Origin of the sequence: Brassicibacter mesophilus (assembly GCF_050433385.1) — a bacterium.
Lineage (GTDB): Bacteria > Bacillota > Clostridia > Tissierellales > Proteiniboraceae > Brassicibacter > Brassicibacter mesophilus.
Genome location: NZ_JBNPXI010000009.1, coordinates 48753 through 65652, shown reverse-complemented (window position 1 = coordinate 65652; position 16900 = coordinate 48753). Strand labels below are relative to the sequence as shown.

Annotated in this window: 17 protein-coding genes; all 17 read left to right on the top strand. The window is 29.2% G+C overall.

Going from position 1 to position 16900, the window contains the following annotated elements:
* The first annotated feature begins 56 nt into the window (after positions 1 to 56).
* Complete coding sequence (locus HNR33_RS11370; protein WP_429083378.1) at positions 57 to 581, top strand: hypothetical protein; 525 nt, start codon at positions 57 to 59, stop codon at positions 579 to 581.
* Positions 582 to 585: 4 nt separating this feature from the next.
* Positions 586 to 1209, top strand: a complete 624-nt coding sequence (locus HNR33_RS11365) for a hypothetical protein (protein WP_429083376.1) — start codon at positions 586 to 588, stop codon at positions 1207 to 1209.
* Between the two features lie 104 nt (positions 1210 to 1313).
* Positions 1314 to 1481 carry an aspartyl-phosphate phosphatase Spo0E family protein gene (locus tag HNR33_RS11360; RefSeq protein WP_429083374.1) on the top strand — a complete coding sequence of 56 codons (168 nt, stop codon included), beginning with the start codon at positions 1314 to 1316 and terminating at the stop codon, positions 1479 to 1481.
* A gap of 169 nt (positions 1482 to 1650) precedes the next feature.
* Entirely contained in the window at positions 1651 to 2559 is a 909-nt protein-coding gene (locus tag HNR33_RS11355; RefSeq protein WP_429083372.1) for a hypothetical protein, read from the top strand.
* 7 nt (positions 2560 to 2566) lie between these two features.
* Positions 2567 to 3835 (top strand): PDDEXK-like family protein, encoded by a 1269-nt coding sequence (locus HNR33_RS11350; protein ID WP_429083370.1) that lies wholly within the window; start codon positions 2567 to 2569, stop codon positions 3833 to 3835.
* A gap of 181 nt (positions 3836 to 4016) precedes the next feature.
* Positions 4017 to 4589, top strand: coding sequence for a restriction endonuclease subunit S (locus HNR33_RS11345; protein ID WP_429083368.1), 573 nt, complete (start codon positions 4017 to 4019; stop codon positions 4587 to 4589).
* Between the two features lie 241 nt (positions 4590 to 4830).
* A complete protein-coding gene (locus HNR33_RS11340; RefSeq protein WP_429083367.1) occupies positions 4831 to 5022 on the top strand; it encodes a YegP family protein in 192 nt (63 codons plus the stop codon).
* A 68-nt stretch (positions 5023 to 5090) separates the two neighbouring features.
* A complete protein-coding gene (locus tag HNR33_RS11335; RefSeq protein WP_429083365.1) occupies positions 5091 to 6614 on the top strand; it encodes a type I restriction-modification system subunit M in 1524 nt (507 codons plus the stop codon).
* Positions 6615 to 6623: 9 nt separating this feature from the next.
* Positions 6624 to 7919 (top strand): restriction endonuclease subunit S, encoded by a 1296-nt coding sequence (locus tag HNR33_RS11330; protein WP_429083364.1) that lies wholly within the window; start codon positions 6624 to 6626, stop codon positions 7917 to 7919.
* 33 nt (positions 7920 to 7952) lie between these two features.
* On the top strand, positions 7953 to 8279 hold the full coding sequence (locus HNR33_RS11325; protein ID WP_429083362.1) for a hypothetical protein: 327 nt from the start codon (positions 7953 to 7955) through the stop codon (positions 8277 to 8279).
* A gap of 13 nt (positions 8280 to 8292) precedes the next feature.
* Positions 8293 to 11397, top strand: a complete 3105-nt coding sequence (locus HNR33_RS11320) for a type I restriction endonuclease subunit R (protein ID WP_429083360.1) — start codon at positions 8293 to 8295, stop codon at positions 11395 to 11397.
* Positions 11398 to 11399: 2 nt separating this feature from the next.
* Positions 11400 to 12125 carry a M48 family metallopeptidase gene (locus HNR33_RS11315; RefSeq protein ID WP_429083358.1) on the top strand — a complete coding sequence of 242 codons (726 nt, stop codon included), beginning with the start codon at positions 11400 to 11402 and terminating at the stop codon, positions 12123 to 12125.
* A 337-nt stretch (positions 12126 to 12462) separates the two neighbouring features.
* Positions 12463 to 12705 carry a hypothetical protein gene (locus HNR33_RS11310; RefSeq protein WP_429083356.1) on the top strand — a complete coding sequence of 81 codons (243 nt, stop codon included), beginning with the start codon at positions 12463 to 12465 and terminating at the stop codon, positions 12703 to 12705.
* 79 nt (positions 12706 to 12784) lie between these two features.
* Positions 12785 to 13936 (top strand): SAVED domain-containing protein, encoded by a 1152-nt coding sequence (locus HNR33_RS11305; RefSeq protein WP_429083354.1) that lies wholly within the window; start codon positions 12785 to 12787, stop codon positions 13934 to 13936.
* Positions 13929 to 15257 (top strand): nucleotide-binding domain-containing protein, encoded by a 1329-nt coding sequence (locus HNR33_RS11300; RefSeq protein ID WP_429083352.1) that lies wholly within the window; start codon positions 13929 to 13931, stop codon positions 15255 to 15257. The genes HNR33_RS11305 and HNR33_RS11300 overlap by 8 nt, the downstream gene beginning before the upstream one ends.
* A 133-nt stretch (positions 15258 to 15390) precedes the next feature.
* On the top strand, positions 15391 to 15597 hold the full coding sequence (locus HNR33_RS11295; protein ID WP_429083350.1) for a hypothetical protein: 207 nt from the start codon (positions 15391 to 15393) through the stop codon (positions 15595 to 15597).
* Positions 15572 to 16897 (top strand): abortive infection system toxin AbiGii family protein, encoded by a 1326-nt coding sequence (locus tag HNR33_RS11290; RefSeq protein WP_429083348.1) that lies wholly within the window; start codon positions 15572 to 15574, stop codon positions 16895 to 16897. The genes HNR33_RS11295 and HNR33_RS11290 overlap by 26 nt, the downstream gene beginning before the upstream one ends.
* The last annotated feature ends 3 nt before the right edge of the window (positions 16898 to 16900 follow it).

Sequence of the window (16900 nt, the reverse complement as noted above, 5' to 3'; positions counted from 1 at the left end):
TTTAATTAATCAAGTTAAAAGCTAGCTTGAAAAAATAAAAAAGGAGCTGATTTATTATGATGAAAATTGCAGTAGGAGAGAGTTTTCCATTAAAAATTAACACAGTAGAAGGTAATACACTACAGTTATTAGGAGATTTCCCATTCTTTATTAGTAAGTTTCGTTACCCTTGTAAAGAGGAGATTAAAAATTACACTAATGGAAATTTAGAGTTTAGAGTATTAAGTAATGAAAAAAAATCATTTCACTTATTACTAATTAAAATCGGGTCAATGGTTCAAGAATGTGTATTTAATTCTAATATATATGAAGATAATGAGCTAGAAAATTATATTATCAATGAAAACAATGTTTTTAACATTATACTTCTTAATTCTTATGATAGGGTAGAAGTTTTAAGAGCAATTGGACTTACAGAAAAGATAAGAAAAGCTTTATGTCAAATATGGACAGATATGATAAATAACAATGTAGACCAAGAAGAATTTTTAGGGTGGTATTGGAACTTAACAAGAAACTTCACCACTAAAGAACTTTGGAATAGAGCGACAGTAATTGGAAGAATGAGAAAGGAGGATTAATAATATGAGCAAATTAATTTATCCAAAAGAAGTATTAGATAAATTAGATAGTAAATTTGAAATCAAAGATATACCAGGACCATTAATAACCAAAAACTTATTGATAAGATTTGCTGAACTAGGTGGAGAGGATTTAGGTTGGAGAGCATCTGATAGATTTAAAAATATATTAGATAAAGATATACTAAATAAACTGCTTAACTGTGAAAAGCTTAATCATGAACTATTAGCCAGTTTATTAAATAAATTATATGACAATGAAAAAATTGTAGATGAAGAATTAGCAAAGAAAATTGTAAATAGATTTCCACATTTGTATGATTATATACCTATAAATTCTAGAACAGAAGAAGTCCAAATATTAGCACTTAGTAAATTTGAAAAGGAACATTACCAAATAAAAAATTATTATTTCTATAGATTTTATCGTTCTATTTTAAAGGACAGCTTGGAACTTATTAATAACGTTAATAAAGAAGACTTGAGAAGGTTTGGTAAAGAATTATTTGAATCTATTGTAGATGGTTCTAAGGATAGAAAAAAGTATGTTCTAAATTTCTTAAAAGAAAACACAGATAATCAAAAACTTATTAACCAAGTCAGAGCTTTTAGATTAAATAGTCAATAATGTCTACTTCAAAAAATTATAGGAAAAATACAGTTTTTCTTGAAACTTGGATGAATTTTACATATAATGTTGGATAGTGTCAATTAGGAAAGGGGAATATAGGCTTGACCAGAAAGGAACAACTACAACTAGAAATAGAGTCTCGTAAAGAAGACTTGAATAGAAAAATAATAGACAATAATGTATCAAAAGATAAAATATTAAGTCTTAGCCAAGAATTGGACGAGCTAATAGTTCAATATACTAAAATTGAGTTTGATATCTTTTTATAAAATTTAATGATGTAATGTCAGGACACCTAGATTAGGTGTCTTTTTAAATTTATACTGGTTTATAATGTTACCTTGATAACATTATAGATGTTTGTATATAATTAGACTGTTAAAAATATCAATAATCACTTACAATGGAAGTAAATAGTTTTATAAAGGATTGATTCGGATGATGGATTTAATTGGTGAAGTAAGAGACTATATTAATGAACCACATACACAATATAAGTTAATGAAAAACTTAACTCATTGGCATCAAGTTTGTAGTTCTCTAGATGTATTGGAAGATACTACATGGGGAATTGAATTCTATAATAATAGCGACTATCCTGCAGAGGTAGGAGGAAAGTATCTATATACATATGGCTTATTACAATTATTATTTGTTCAGCAAGATGCTATTAAGCATCTATCAGAGATATTTAATATAGAAGTGAACCTAAAAAGGGACTATCCTGAACTTTATGAGATTAGAGAAATCAGAAATGATACAATAGGACATCCAACTAAAAGGGGACATAAAGATCCATCCTATATCTATATATCACAGATAACTTTAAATAAAAGAGGATTTCAATATTTATCTAAAATTATAAATGAAGAAATGGAATTTAAAGATGTTAATATAATTGATTTAGTTAAAAAGCAGAAAAATCAAGTTTCTAATATACTAAATGAGATTATTAACAAGCTTAACAATGAAAATAAGTCACATAAAAGTAAATTTAAAAATAAAGCATTAATGGATATGATTGATGGATCTATTTACTATGACTTTGCTAAACTTTATGATAATGACACCTTTATTCAAGTAAATCTTGACTGTATAAAAGATGTTTTTTCAGAAATTAAAGAAGGCATAGCTGAAAGGTATTTTTCTATTGAAGCATTGGATTCGGTATTTCATTTATATAAAGATATAGATTACTTGATTAATAAATTAGAAGGATTACTAAATACTTATGAAGAACTAAGTGACATGGAATATAAATTAACAATAGAGTCGTTAGAACAGAAATATGAAAAATTAGTAAAAATCTGTGAAGAGATAGATGAAGAATTTGCTATGGAAGAGTAGGGATACTATGAAAAAAGGTTTCGATATTATTAATTATCAATCACTGTTATCGCAAATAAATACTATTATTGAAAAGTATAATACTGTTCAGAAGGAAACTGGAGGATTCTTTAATATATTTTCTATTTTAAATATGGAAAGATTAGAGGTTCAAACTCACTCAGCATTTATATTTGAATTATTAAATCCCGAAGGAAGTCATAACCAAGGGATTGAATATCTAAAAATTTTTATAAATGATATTTTAGAAATAGATGATTTTGATTTTACTACTGTCAAAGTGGAAAGAGAAAGAAGTATTGGAAGCCTAGGTAGGATTGATTTAGTTATTGAGAATAAAGACAATATCTTTATTATAGAAATTAAAATTGATGCAGGGGATCAGAGAAACCAACTTAAAAGATATAATGAATATGCTTTAAAGACAGGCAAGCAATACTATATATACTATCTAACATTAATTGGGGTAGAAGCAAGTGAATTTAGTGTAGGGGATAGCGATATAGTCTATCAATGTATATCTTTTAAGCACCACATCATAGAGTGGATTAATGAATGTATTTGTTCTGGTAGAACACCACTACTTCCTATAATCAGAGAAACATTAAATCAATACTCTAAATTAATAGAGAAAATTACAAATACAGTTGATGAGGGATTGAAGATGGAGATAAAAGAATTATTATTAAGGGGCAATAATCTTGAAATAGCAGAACAGCTTGCACAAGTTATTCCTTATGCTAAAGCTGAATTAGAATATAATTTTTGGATGGAGCTTCATAAGAATTTTACACCTCAAATTGAAGCTTTAGGATATAAATTCATTGATGATGGATTCTTCAAAGATAATAATGAAGATATAGAAGAAATAGTAAGTGCTAGAAGTAAAAAATCAGGAGATATTTATTTTGAATACCTTATAGGAAAATATAATGAACAAAAATTAATCTTGTGTATCGGAAATAGTGGATATGATAATCATTTATATATCATGTTAGTTCTTTATAATGGAGAGAATGAAAGATATATTAAATACACTGAGTATGATGAAGGACTACTTGAAGCAATTGAGGATTTAGGTTTCGATAAAAATTCTAATTATAAATATACATATTTAAATCATGATCTAAACTTTCATAGTAATGGAATTGTAAAACTAACAAGCGAAGATTACTTAATAGAAGCTGTTAATCAAATAGGGAATCAAATTTTAGAGATAGTTAAAAACATTAATTCTAATATTGAATTAAAGAATCTTTTAAGTATATGCAAATAACTTTATCCTCCTAAATTTATAGGAGGTATTTTCATAAAATAAAAATGTTATTTATGGATTACAACAAAAATAAATAAAAATTTATGCTTGACACTGGAAAATATATGTTATAATATAAAGATGAATCAAGATAAATATTGTATAAAGACAAAAATAACATTTAGAAAGGAGGGAGGTGCATATGAGATTAGGTGATGTTAGTGATATCAGAACTGGTTTAGTTTTATCAAGGAAAAAAGCACAAATAGAGTCTGATATTATTAAGAAATATAAAACTTTAACTTTAAAGAGCTTTAATGAAGATGGTATTTTAAATTTAGATGACCTTGAAGATTTCGACAGCACTGAAAAATTAGATGAACGATATCTTACACAAAAGGGCGATGTAGTAATCAGATTAAGTCATCCAAACACTGCCATATATATTAGTGATAACATAACTGGATATATTATACCATCACAATTTAGTGTAATAAGGCTTGGAGTTGAAAGTTTAATACCAGAGTTCTTATCAATCTACTTAAATAGCACTAAGGTAAAGAAGAAAATTTATAAATCTCAATTTGGTGCAACAATTCCAGTCATTAAAAACAGTTTCTTAGAGAATTTGAGGATTAATGATTTGTCGATAGATAGGCAGAAAGCAATTGTAGATATACATAATCTACATCTAAAAGAGAAGGAATTATTGAAAGGATTGATAGATGAAAAAGAAATGTTATTTAAAGCTGTCTTTAGTCAGCTTATTAAATAAAAAATTCAGGTTAATAAAGAAGAATGTCCACGGACTGGCATCCATGAACATTCGTAAGGATTTCTATAAAACTGTATACTTAGTTATATTGTAATATAAGTTTATGAAAATTACAAATAGAAAATTCCTTACATACTTTATTAACCCCAGTAAAGGGGTGACTTTGGTGAATAGTAGTTAAAGTTTGATTATCGGATGTAATAAGACTATTTAAAAAACCAAAACTAAAGGAGGAATTTTTATGTATTTAAGTAACTATGGAAAATTTGAGATTTTTAAGGATAGGGCTGGAGAGTATAGGTTTCGATTAAAAGCTCCTAACGGTCAAATTATTGCTGTAAGCGAAGGATATACTACAAAAACTGCTTGTAAAAATGGTATTGAGGCAGTAAAGAGGTATGCTTCAACAGCAACAGTTAGTGACCTAAGTTAAAAATTTCCATAAGGGAGCTTTAAGCTCCCTTACAAATAATCTTAATACTAATCACAGGAGGAATTTAAATGGATAAAACAACGAAACAGAAAACTATTAACCAATCATTATGGAAAGCCTGCGATACTTTCAGAGGTAACGTAGATAGTAGTGTGTATAAGGATTATATATTAGTAATGCTTTTCCTGAAATACTTAAGTGATATATATAAGGAACATGTAGAGGAGTATAGCAAGAAATATAATGGAGATAAAGTTAGGATTGAAAGAGCATTAAAAAGAGATAGGTTTGTTTTAGATGAAATTTGCACATTTGATTATCTTTACTCTAAAAGAAATGAACCTAATATAGGTGAAATTATTAATACAGCATTAGAACACCTTGAAGAAGAAAACAAGACAAAATTAAGAGGTGTATTTAGAAATATTGATTTTAATAATAAAGCAATCTTAGGAGATACAAAAGAAAGAAATGCAATGTTAAAACACTTATTAGAAGACTTTAATGCTCCTGAATTAGATTTAAGACCAAGCAAGTTAAATAATGAGGATATTATTGGAAACTCTTATATGTATATGATAGAACGTTTCGCTGGTGATGCAGGAAAGAAAGGGGGAGAATTTTTTACTCCTTCAATGGTTTCAGAACTTTTAGCTAGGTTGGTAAAGCCAAAAGAAAATGATAGAATTTATGACCCTACTTGTGGATCAGGATCTCTTCTTATCAAAGTAGTAAATCAAGTGCCAAGTAGAAAGATCGCAGTATATGGTCAAGAGAAAAATTCTCAAACTCATGGCTTGGCGAAGATGAATATGTTCCTAAATAGTATTGATGACTCTATAATAGAACGTGGAGACACGATTTCCAACCCACTTCATCTTGAAAATGATGATTTAAAGAAATTTCAAGTAGTGGTAGCAAATCCCCCGTTTTCCTTGGATAAATGGGCAATGGGCTTTTCAGGTAGTAATGAGAAGAAATTCAAAATGGAAGCTAGTTTAGATCCTTATAAAAGATTTCAATGGGGAGTTCCACCTAAATCTAGAGGTGATTTTGCTTTTGTATTGCATATGATTCATAGTATGGCTGATGATGGTAGAATGGCAGTAGTATTACCTCATGGAGTATTATTTAGAAGTGGATCAGAAGGGAAAATTAGAGAAGAAATAATTGAACATAACTTACTTGAAGCAGTCATTGGACTTCCAGAAAATCTATTCTTTGGAACTGGTATTCCAGCTTGTGTATTAGTATTGAAAAAAAATAGAAATAGAAAAGATGTTCTATTTATTGATGCTAGTGCAGAATATGAAAGAGGAACTAATCAAAATGAACTAAGAGAAGAAGATGTAGTAAAAATAGTAGAAACTTATAATAAATATGAAGAGTTAGACAAATATGCTTATGTAGCTTCACCTGAAGAAATAAAGGAAAATGACTATAATCTAAATATACCACGATATGTAGACACATTTGAAGATGAAGAGCCAGTAGATATTGATACTGTCAAAGAAAATATATCAGAAATTAACTCTCAACTTGAAGCAGTAGGAGAGGAATTAAGTAAACGTCTTGAAGAGTTAGGACTGTAGGTGATGATTATGGATAAAGAAGTCAAGGAAAGAATAGAAATGATTGATAGAGGAGAAGTTCCTAAAGGTTATAAAGAGACTAAGGTTGGAATTATACCTACTGATTGGAAGTGTAAACCTTTATACGAGATAAGAGATAAGAGTGATCATTATTCTTTTACTGGTGGGCCTTTTGGATCTGATTTAAAATCTGAACATTATACTATCAATGGAATCAGGATAATTCAATTGCAAAATATAGGAGATGGAAAGTTTTTAGATGAATATAAGCTATATACATCTGAAGAAAAGGCAGATGAATTAATAGCCTGTAACATATATCCAAATGAAATAATAATTGCTAAAATGGCTGAACCACTTGCACGTGCATGTATTATGCCCAGTAAAGATAAAAGATACTTAATGGCCTCTGATGGAATAAGGTTAAAAGTTGATTCTAGATATTATGACATTCACTATATTCTCAATCAAATAAATTTTATTAAATTCCGCAAGGAAGCTATTAGAAGAGGAACTGGAACAACAAGATTGAGAATAGGTCTAGGAGAGTTAAAAAAGATACCTCTTTTATTACCTGAATTTGAAGAGCAGAAGAAGATAGGAAGCATTCTAACTCAATGGGATAAAGTAATTGAGTTAAAAGAAGAGCTAATCATTAAAAAACAAATATACAAAACTGGAGTAATGAAAGAACTATTAACTGGACAAAAGAGACTTAAAGGTTTTAATAAAGAATGGAAAGAAACAAAGCTTGGTAAAGTCTTAAAAGAGAGAAAAGAAACAGGATATGAAGATTTAGAATTACTAGCAATTACTATGGCCAATGGAGTTTGTAGAAGAGATGGTTTAGACTTAGTAGATAATTCAAGTAGTGATAAGAGTAAATATAAGAGAATCTTACCTTTGGACATAGGATATAATACAATGCGAATGTGGCAGGGAGTGTCAGGGGTATCATCAGAACTTGAGGGTCTGGTTAGTCCAGCATATACCGTATTAAAGCCTACTGACAAAGTAGATTCATATTTTATGGGTTATTTATTCAAATTGCCCAAAGTGGTTGATACATTTAGAAGATATTCACAAGGATTAGTAAGCGATACCTTAAACTTGAAATATGAAAATTTTAAAGGAATAAAGCTCACTATACCAACTGATGTTAAAGAGCAAAAGGCTATTGCTGAAATACTAAAATTACAAGATAAAGAAATAGAGCTTCTAAAAAAAGAAGTTGCACTATTGAAAGAACAGAAAAAAGGTTTAATGCAATTACTATTAACAGGAAAAGTAAGAGTGAAGTGTTAAAAGCTTCACTCTGCATCCTTGGAGGCGAGTAAAGTGGATATTTGTATGACTTTAATATTAAAAGCTGAAAATGGATATCAAGTAACTTATCAATTAGTTTATCAACCTTGTCCAATTTGGAGCATAAACGATGAGTGGATAATAAATTTGAATCCAGAATCACCTTATTATAAAGAAGGAAATTTTCAGAAGTTACTAGACTATCACAACAATGAAGTAGTAGGAAGAACTTTGGATGAAGATAAAGAATGTATTTTAATATTAAGTAAGGAGACATTCGAACATGGGGTAGAAGAAGTAAGGAAAGTTAAAAAAGATATAGAAAACACAGGTTTTAAAGTTAAGCTTCTATATTTTTAATGGAGGTGAAAAGATGCCTAACGGTGAGATTTATTTAGAAGATAACATAACCAAGATCCCTGCAGTAGAGATTTTAAATAAACTTGGATATATCAGTATTGCATCTAATGAAGCTTTAACAATGAGAGGCAATAAAATTGATGTTATATTAAAGGATATCTTAAAAGAACAAATAAAATCAATAAATTCTTATGAGTATAAGGGTAAAAAATTTCAATTTAGTGATAGGAATATAGAACAAGCGATTAAAGATATTAATGAGAGTCTTACAGACGGACTAATAACAACAAACGAGAAGATCTATGATAAGCTAATGCTTGGAAATAGCTATGAAGAAGTATTGTTAGAGGATGATGGACATACAACAAGAAGATCTTTCGATATAAGTTATATTAACTGGACTGAGTGGGACAAAAACGTATTTCATATTGTTGAAGAGTTTGAAGTAGAAAGAGCTAATGGGAAATTAGCAAGACCAGATTTAGTGTTATTTGTTAATGGTATTCCTTTCGCAATTATTGAATGTAAAAGTCCAACAGTTACAGTCGATGAAGCAGTAAGTCAAATGATTAGAAATCAAGGAAAAGAATGGATTCCAGATCTATTTAAGTTTGCTCAGATAGTTATTGCTACTAATAAAAATGAAGTAAAGTATGCTTCTTGTGGAACACCTTCAAAGTTTTGGAGTGTTTGGAAAGAAGAAGATGAAGAATGGCTTCAAAGAAACTTAAATAAAGCAGTAAACAATAGAATGCCTACTGAACAAGATAAGATATTGATTTCACTACTTGAACCAAAAAGATTACTAGATTTAACTAAGAATTTTATAGTATTTGATAAAAATATCAAGAAGATAGCTAGATACCAACAATTCTTTGCAGTAAAAGAGATAATTAAGAAAATAAAGACTTATAATGAGGAAGGTAACAGAAAAGGTGGAGTTATCTGGCATACACAAGGTTCTGGTAAATCAATTACTATGGTTATGTTATCAAAACATATTTTTTCAGACCAAGATATTATAGATCCAAAAGTTATAGTAATTACTGATAGAAAAAGCCTCGATAAACAGATTACCAATACATTTGAACATACCAAATTAAAGCCTAACCGAGCCAAAACAGGTAATGAACTTGTATCATTAGTAAAAAATAATAGTGCAGATGTAATAACTTCTTTAATTCATAAGTTCAAAACTGCTACTAAAAAAGATATTCAAGTTATGTCAAAAAATATCTTTATTTTAGTAGATGAATCTCATAGAAGTAATTATGGATTGCTTCATAATGAGATGAAAGACGTTTTCCCTAATGCTTGTTATTTAGGCTTTACAGGAACTCCACTTATGAAAAAGGATAAAGTTACAACAGTTCAGAAGTTTGGAGATTATATTCATAAATACACTATTGTAGATGGTGTAGAAGATGGAGCGATTGTTCCACTGTTATACGAAGGAAGAATGGTAGAACAAAGTGTTAATCAAAAGGCAATTGATAATAAACTTGAAATGATCACAAGAGATCTAACAGATAAGCAAAAAGAAGAAGTTAAAAAGAAATGGAGTAGATTTGAAAAAATAGCAAGTAGTAATCAAAGAATAGACTTAGTTGCTTTTGACATTAATGACCATTATACGAAGCACTATAAAGGAACTTCTTTTAAGGGAATGTTAGCTACTAACAGTAGAGCTGAAGCTATTAAATATCATAAAGCATTTAAGGAGTTAGGAGATTTAAAAACAGCAGTTGTAATATCTCCTCCTGATATGAGAGAAGATCATGAAGTTTTAGACCAAGAATCTAAAAATATTATCAAGAAATTCTGGAATGAAATGATGGAGATTTATAAGAACGAAGATAAATATGAAGAAGATATAAAAGACAGTTTTATAGATGGTGATTTAGATATTATCATTGTCGCAAGCAAATTATTAACTGGATTTGATGCACCAAGAGCTACTGTGTTGTATGTAGATAAAGAAATGAAGGATCATACATTACTTCAAGCAATTGCAAGAGTTAATAGGCTATATGAGGGTAAGGATTATGGTATTATTATTGACTATAGAGGATTACTCAAAAGACTAGACGAAGCAATGGACATTTATAGTGGAGCTGGACTAGATGATTTTGACCCTAATGACATAAAAGGGGCAGTCCACGATGTCATTAGCACCATTGGCTTTTTACGTCATCACTACACTCAGTTAGTTAATATTTTCTTACCTATAAGGAACAAAGAAGAAGTAGAACAATATGAAATATTATTAGCAGATGAAGAATTAAGAGAAGATTTCTACTATGAATTAGGACAGTATGGAAAGTTCCTAAATATAGCAATTGAATCAGAAAATATATATAAAGCTTTAGGTAAAGAAGAAATAGAGAAGTATAAGAAAGAATTAAAGTTCTACCAGAAACTTAGAAAAAGTGTAAAGCTAAGATATAGTGATGATGTTGATAATAAAGAATATGAAGCTAAAATGCAGAAGCTCATGGACAACTATATTTCAGCAGAAGAAGTTATACAAATAACTAAACCCGTTGACATACTAGACGATGAGGGAATGGAAGAAGAACTAAATTGGCTTGAAACTCCTAGAGCTAAGGCAGATGCAATAAGAAGTAGATTAACGAAGTCTATAAGTGAAAAATTTGATGAAAATCCAGCTTTTTATAAAAAGTTCTCAGAAAGAGTTAACGAAACAATACAAGCATATAAAGATAAGAGAATTAGTGAAGCTGAATATTTACAAAGAATGTGGGATATCAGACAAGACTATAAGAAAGGTTATTCAGGAGATGAATATCCAAAGAACATTCAGAAAAATAGGAGTGCTCAGGCTTTTTATGGAATTAGTAAAGATATAATTGGAAGAACAAATGATTTAGCTGATAAAGATGGACTGATGGGAGACTTAGCCTTAAAAATTGATGAAATTATTAAGGAATATAGAAAAGTAGATTGGCATGACAATATTGAAGTTCATAAGCAAATAGAGCAAGAAGTAGATGATTTGCTGTTTGATTTTGCTTATCAAGTAGGTCTTGAGTTATCAATTGAGCAGATAGACGAAATAATAGAGACAGTCAAAACCATAGCTCTTAGAAGGTATTAATCATGGGAAAATACCAAGTAATGTATGGAGATATAGTTATAGAATTTATTTTAGAAAGAAAAAGAGTGAAAAATGTAAATCTTAATATAAAGCCTAATATGGAGATATGGGTTAGTGCTAATAAAGATGTTCCAATTGATTTCATCAAAGACTTTGTTAAGAGAAAAGCCCAGTGGATTTTAAAGAATATCAATTATTTTAAAAATGTTCAACCAGATTATATATTAGAAAAAAAATATATCAGTGGAGAATCTATCAAATATTTAGGTAAGCAATATAGGCTCAAAGTAAAGGAATCTGAAGAGAAAGAGGAAGTTAAATATTATCAAGGTTATATTTATCTATATGTAAAAGATAAAACAAACCGTAAGATCAAGAAGGAGCTTATTAATAGATGGTTAAGAGAAAAAGCAGAGAAAAAGTTTAAAGAATCATTAGATAGGATGTATCCTCAATTAGGAAAGTATGGTTTAGACAAACCCAAGATAGAAATACGGGTTATGAAAGCTAGATGGGGGTCCTGCCTAGAAGATAAAAAAGTTATACTTTTGAACTTCGATTTAATAAAAGCACCTAAATTGTGTATAGATTATGTAGTTCTTCATGAGTTAATTCACTTTAAGTTTAGAAATCACGATCAAAAGTTTTATGATTTTATGACAGCTCTGATGCCAGATTGGCAAGAAAGAAAGAAAATATTAGATGAAGAGATAGTTAGAGATTTATAACAATATATGGTATAATGAACGTATGTTCTAACTATATATAGGAAACTCTCTATAATCATTATTAAGTTAGCACTTTAAGTAGTGTTAATATAAAGTGGGGATAAAGAAAATAGCCCTTAAAGAACGGCAATTCTTTAAGGACTATAAATCAAGTATCTTTTTAAATACGACTATTATTATTTTACCAAACTGATAAAAATATGCAAGAACAAGTTCTTGATAGCTTTATCTTCACCCAACTAAAGCAGAAAGGGTGATAGATTATGAGTGATAGCACGTAGAGTGGAAATTCTTCATAAAAACTAAGAGACTAATAAAAGTTGAAAGGAGAATTTGCATGAATAAAAAACAAACAAGTAGCAAAGTAGCATCATTAGCATCTCAGACTTTGAGAAATCCTAATACTTCTCAAACAGCTAAAAAACTGGCCGGATCAGCACTCTCACAACACGATACAAGCAAGCAAACAGGAGCATCAATGGAAGATTTTGCTTCTAAGGTATTACAAAGTCCAAAGTATAATGCTGATACAAAGTCTTTAGCTGGTGCAGTTCTATCACAATCTAATAAAAAAAGATAGTTTACACATAGGGGATTTGGGATAAAACCTCAAATCTCCTAATTATATTGTTTGAAATTATAAAATGTGAGGTGGATAGATGCAAGATAACACTAAATTTAATTATATAATGAAAGAAGTAAAGCCTATTATTGATTTTATTCTACCATTCGTTAGAAGGTCACTGATTAACAGGATTATTTTAACCCTTATTGGATCAGGAATTACCTTTATAGGGGCTTCGCTTTTCCCAGAATGGTATTTACCTATAGTCATAGCTTTTCTTAATAATAAACTAAATTTAAATATTGATAGTTCAATCTATGCATTAAATGTTATTGGTTTATCAATAGGTATAATTCTAACTTGTATAGGTTTAATACTCTTAATAGTAAAAATTTGTGATGATAAATCCGTAAGAAATGCAAGTAGAGAAAAGACTAAAAATTTATTAAAGATAAAACACTCATCTATAGAGGCTGTTGTAGATTTTAATAGTATGGATAGTGATCTAAAAAATTATAATGTTAGTGAGCTAGAGTTAAATCAAGCTAATGATATGATACATAAAAATATAGAAAGTGCTTTAATAAAGCAATTAGAACTAACGAGAGATATCAAATCTTTTGTAAATAGTAGCAATTTCGAGGTAGTATATATGGGATTAGCACATATACCATTAGTATTTCTTCTTGGTTATCAATTGTCAGACAAGTTTATTTCTAAATTTTATGAGTGGGATCAGAATCAAAAAATATGGATAGGTTTAAATAATAATTCCAATTATCCTAAGTTAAAGTTATCTCCTAATGAGGAAATAGGCAGTAGTAGAGAAGTGGGAGATATAATAATTAAAATAGGAGTTACTTATCCTATCGATGACATTGATCTGGAAGGATTAAATATTAATTCAATCAAATCCTTCTACTTAAAATTAGATAAACCTACAAGAAATATAGTAAATAGTTCAGAACAGTTAAAAGAATATAAACAAGTTTTTAGAAACCTTTTAGATAAGATTAACCAAAACTATCCAAATGCTAAAACAATACACATATTCTATTCTGGGCAACCCTCTTTGACATTCACTCTCGGAGCTACTATTAGTGAAAGGATGGATTGTGACATTATAGTATATAATCATACAAGAAATTCTGAAATTAAATATTCATGGGGTTTAAGGATGATAAAGAACTCTACTAACAAAGAAGAGATATATGTTAATACAGAGGGGGTAATTGAACATGTATAACTTAGGTGATGAATTCTTAGAGTTTCATAATGAAAAAGTAAAGCTCTCACACTCTGAAAAACAAAAGCTAAGAAATTTTAAGAAGCTAAACTTAGATAGATTAGAAGCAGGACTTAACGAAATAAATGAAGAAAAAAATAAGTCTTATAAGATAGTCAAGTCATATGAGCAGGGTAGTGTAGCTATGAATACTGTAACTCAAAACGATAACAACGAGTATGACATAGATATAGCTGTAATCTTTGAAAAAGATAATATTCCTAGTATCCCATTAGATGCACGAAAGCTTGTAGCTGATGCACTAAAAAGAAAATGCACTAATTTTGCAGAAGAACCAACAGCTAGAACAAATGCAGTTACTGTCTGGTATAAAGATGGCTATCACGTTGATTTTGCTGTTTATAGACAGTATGAAGATTATTGGGAAAATACAATTAGGGAGCACGGAGGAGTTAGCTGGATTGAAAGAGATCCAACAGCTATTACTGAATGGTTTAACAATGCTGTGAAAGATAAAAGCCCTAAAGTTGAGTTCGGAGCTACTGTAGAAGCTGGACAAATGAAAAGGATAGTAAGACTTTTAAAGATGTTTTGTAAATCGAGATTATCATGGTCTTTGCCAGGTGGGCTTATAATATCTGTATTAGTAGAAGAGTGCTATAAATCAGATTACCATAGGGATGATGTAGCCTTTTATGACACTATTAAAGCTATTTATAATAGACTTCAGTGGAGTTTAGATGTATATAATCCAATACATACAAATCTACTACTTAATGATAAAGATGAACATACCAATAAAATTAAGAGATTAAAAGAAAAGCTTGAAGATAAGTTAGAGTGTCTAGATGTGCTATTTGAATATGATTGCACGGAAAAGAAAGCTAAGAAAGCATGGAAGAAATTCTTTAAACATGATTATTGGACTTATGAAGAAGCTATAGAAAAAAGTAGCAATAATGCTAGAAGAGACTTCGCATATGGAACATATTATCTAGATGTTGATGTAGCTGTATATTTTCAAAAAAATGGGCGAGTTCCTATTTGGGGATTAGATTATAAACGTAATTATATAATGAAGAAAAAATGGGTAAGATTTGTTGCTGAACATAACATACCCTATCCTTATTCAATTAAATGGGAAGTCTATAATACAGGCGATGAAGCAGAAGAAAAGAATGATATGTATCATGTTACGGAGGGGACTAATTTAACACAGTGGGAATCAACAGCATATAGAGGCAGTCATGAGTTAATATGTTCAGTCTTAAAGGATGGAATAGTTGTAGCACGTAAAGTATGTGAAATAAGTATAGCTTAGATATTATGAACTAAAGGCACTCATTTTATTTTGAGTGTCTTTAATCTCAGAATTAAAACTACTTAATTTTAGTAATAGGCAAAATAATTATTGTTTATTACTTAAAATTTAAGATTATTATCGAGGAGGTCATATGAGCATTAATGATATCTTAAATCCATCTACAATAATTGGAGCTTTATTAATAAGTGTAATAGGTGGTTTCATAGTTTATTTCTTTACTAAAACTGATAGTAAGTCAAAGAAGAATAGCATAAAAACAAAAGATAATTATGGATATATCTTTCAGGACTCTAAAATAGAGGGGGATTTTAATGGCAAGCTCAAAGATAAAAACTAGAGATAACTATGGTTTGGTAGTTCAGAATTCTAATTTAACTGTAAACAATTATACTTATGATCTACTAAATTCAGTCTCGCAAAAGCTTGCAACAGGCAAAGTAGATGAAGCCATAGCACTATTAAATGATATGAAAAAGTCGGTAGCAGGTCATCATCCCTTATACCCTTATTACTCTACTGAAATTGAAAATAAAAACGGAAGTCTAGTGTTCGTAAGTAAACCTAATTCAAAAGAGGCTATTGAAAAATTTCCTCCAACATATAAAGGCAAAATGACCATTCCAGCTAAGTATAAGGAGTTTGCTTCGATGAATGAGCTTCTTGACTACTCATATAGAAATCAAGAAGATATAGAGATTAATGTAAAAGAAATTAGAAAAGTCTTAGGGCACTTTGATGACCCATATCAGGATGAAATATTTAGTCCTGATAGTCTTAAAAATTTAAGGTTTAAAATTAAACATCAAGAATTCCCACCTGCTATGCCATTTAAAATAGTCTTCTCAAATAGTGATTACTCATTAGATTATATATTACTTAGATTTAATAGAATTACCGATGATGAGAAATTTATATTAAACAATTCTGAACAAGATACAAATCTATTCATTGAGATTATAATTGATTCTCAAAATAGAAAATGTGATTTTAACATTAAAATAAAAGATAAATTTATTAAAGGTGTGAAAGCAAATCTAGCATTTATTGATTTTATGATTAATTGTAAAGAAAGAAATGAGATAAAAGTTATATCATTAGAAGATAGGGAAGAGCTTATAAGTGGATTTTTAGATAATATGAATTTTGTATCTAACTTTGAAGACACAGCTAAAGAAAAAGAATTTCTTGAAGAATTAAGGATAGTTGAAGATTATTATGGAAAGGAAATTAATCTACCTGATGAAATTTATGAGGAAGATATTGAGAATGTAGAAATATTAGCTAAAGGAATTAAAGATAAAAAAGTTATAGGTAGATTTACTGGTTTTAATATGGAATTTGAATTAACTGACCAATTAAAAGAGAGTATTATAAAAAATAAAGACAAAATATTTCCTATAATATACGAAATGAAAGATGTCAGGATAAAAATATTTGGACAACCATTCAAAATAGGTAGGGTAGTGAGAAGGTTTGAAAATATTAAGATAGCAGATAGCGATAAGTTGTTAAAGAAAATAGAAGTGCTAGACTTAGGAGATAAAATTAAGATTAAGCATATACCCGCTGATAAACAGGAGGATGAATTCATTGATGAGTTCTATTTTGAGTATGTAAATAAACAAGATGAAAGGTGAGAA

What these genes read in the sequence shown, in the direction of transcription:
- HNR33_RS11290 (WP_429083348.1), top strand. Translation starts at nt 15,572, where the DNA reads ATGGCAAGCTCAAAGATAAAAACTAGAGATAACTATGGTTTGGTAGTT.
- HNR33_RS11335 (WP_429083365.1), top strand. Translation starts at nt 5,091, where the DNA reads ATGGATAAAACAACGAAACAGAAAACTATTAACCAATCATTATGGAAA.
- HNR33_RS11300 (WP_429083352.1), top strand. Translation starts at nt 13,929, where the DNA reads ATGTATAACTTAGGTGATGAATTCTTAGAGTTTCATAATGAAAAAGTA.
- HNR33_RS11370 (WP_429083378.1), top strand. Translation starts at nt 57, where the DNA reads ATGATGAAAATTGCAGTAGGAGAGAGTTTTCCATTAAAAATTAACACA.
- HNR33_RS11345 (WP_429083368.1), top strand. Translation starts at nt 4,017, where the DNA reads ATGAGATTAGGTGATGTTAGTGATATCAGAACTGGTTTAGTTTTATCA.
- HNR33_RS11310 (WP_429083356.1), top strand. Translation starts at nt 12,463, where the DNA reads ATGAATAAAAAACAAACAAGTAGCAAAGTAGCATCATTAGCATCTCAG.
- HNR33_RS11315 (WP_429083358.1), top strand. Translation starts at nt 11,400, where the DNA reads ATGGGAAAATACCAAGTAATGTATGGAGATATAGTTATAGAATTTATT.
- HNR33_RS11330 (WP_429083364.1), top strand. Translation starts at nt 6,624, where the DNA reads ATGGATAAAGAAGTCAAGGAAAGAATAGAAATGATTGATAGAGGAGAA.
- HNR33_RS11320 (WP_429083360.1), top strand. Translation starts at nt 8,293, where the DNA reads ATGCCTAACGGTGAGATTTATTTAGAAGATAACATAACCAAGATCCCT.
- HNR33_RS11355 (WP_429083372.1), top strand. Translation starts at nt 1,651, where the DNA reads ATGATGGATTTAATTGGTGAAGTAAGAGACTATATTAATGAACCACAT.
- HNR33_RS11350 (WP_429083370.1), top strand. Translation starts at nt 2,567, where the DNA reads ATGAAAAAAGGTTTCGATATTATTAATTATCAATCACTGTTATCGCAA.
- HNR33_RS11365 (WP_429083376.1), top strand. Translation starts at nt 586, where the DNA reads ATGAGCAAATTAATTTATCCAAAAGAAGTATTAGATAAATTAGATAGT.
- HNR33_RS11340 (WP_429083367.1), top strand. Translation starts at nt 4,831, where the DNA reads ATGTATTTAAGTAACTATGGAAAATTTGAGATTTTTAAGGATAGGGCT.
- HNR33_RS11305 (WP_429083354.1), top strand. Translation starts at nt 12,785, where the DNA reads ATGCAAGATAACACTAAATTTAATTATATAATGAAAGAAGTAAAGCCT.
- HNR33_RS11295 (WP_429083350.1), top strand. Translation starts at nt 15,391, where the DNA reads ATGAGCATTAATGATATCTTAAATCCATCTACAATAATTGGAGCTTTA.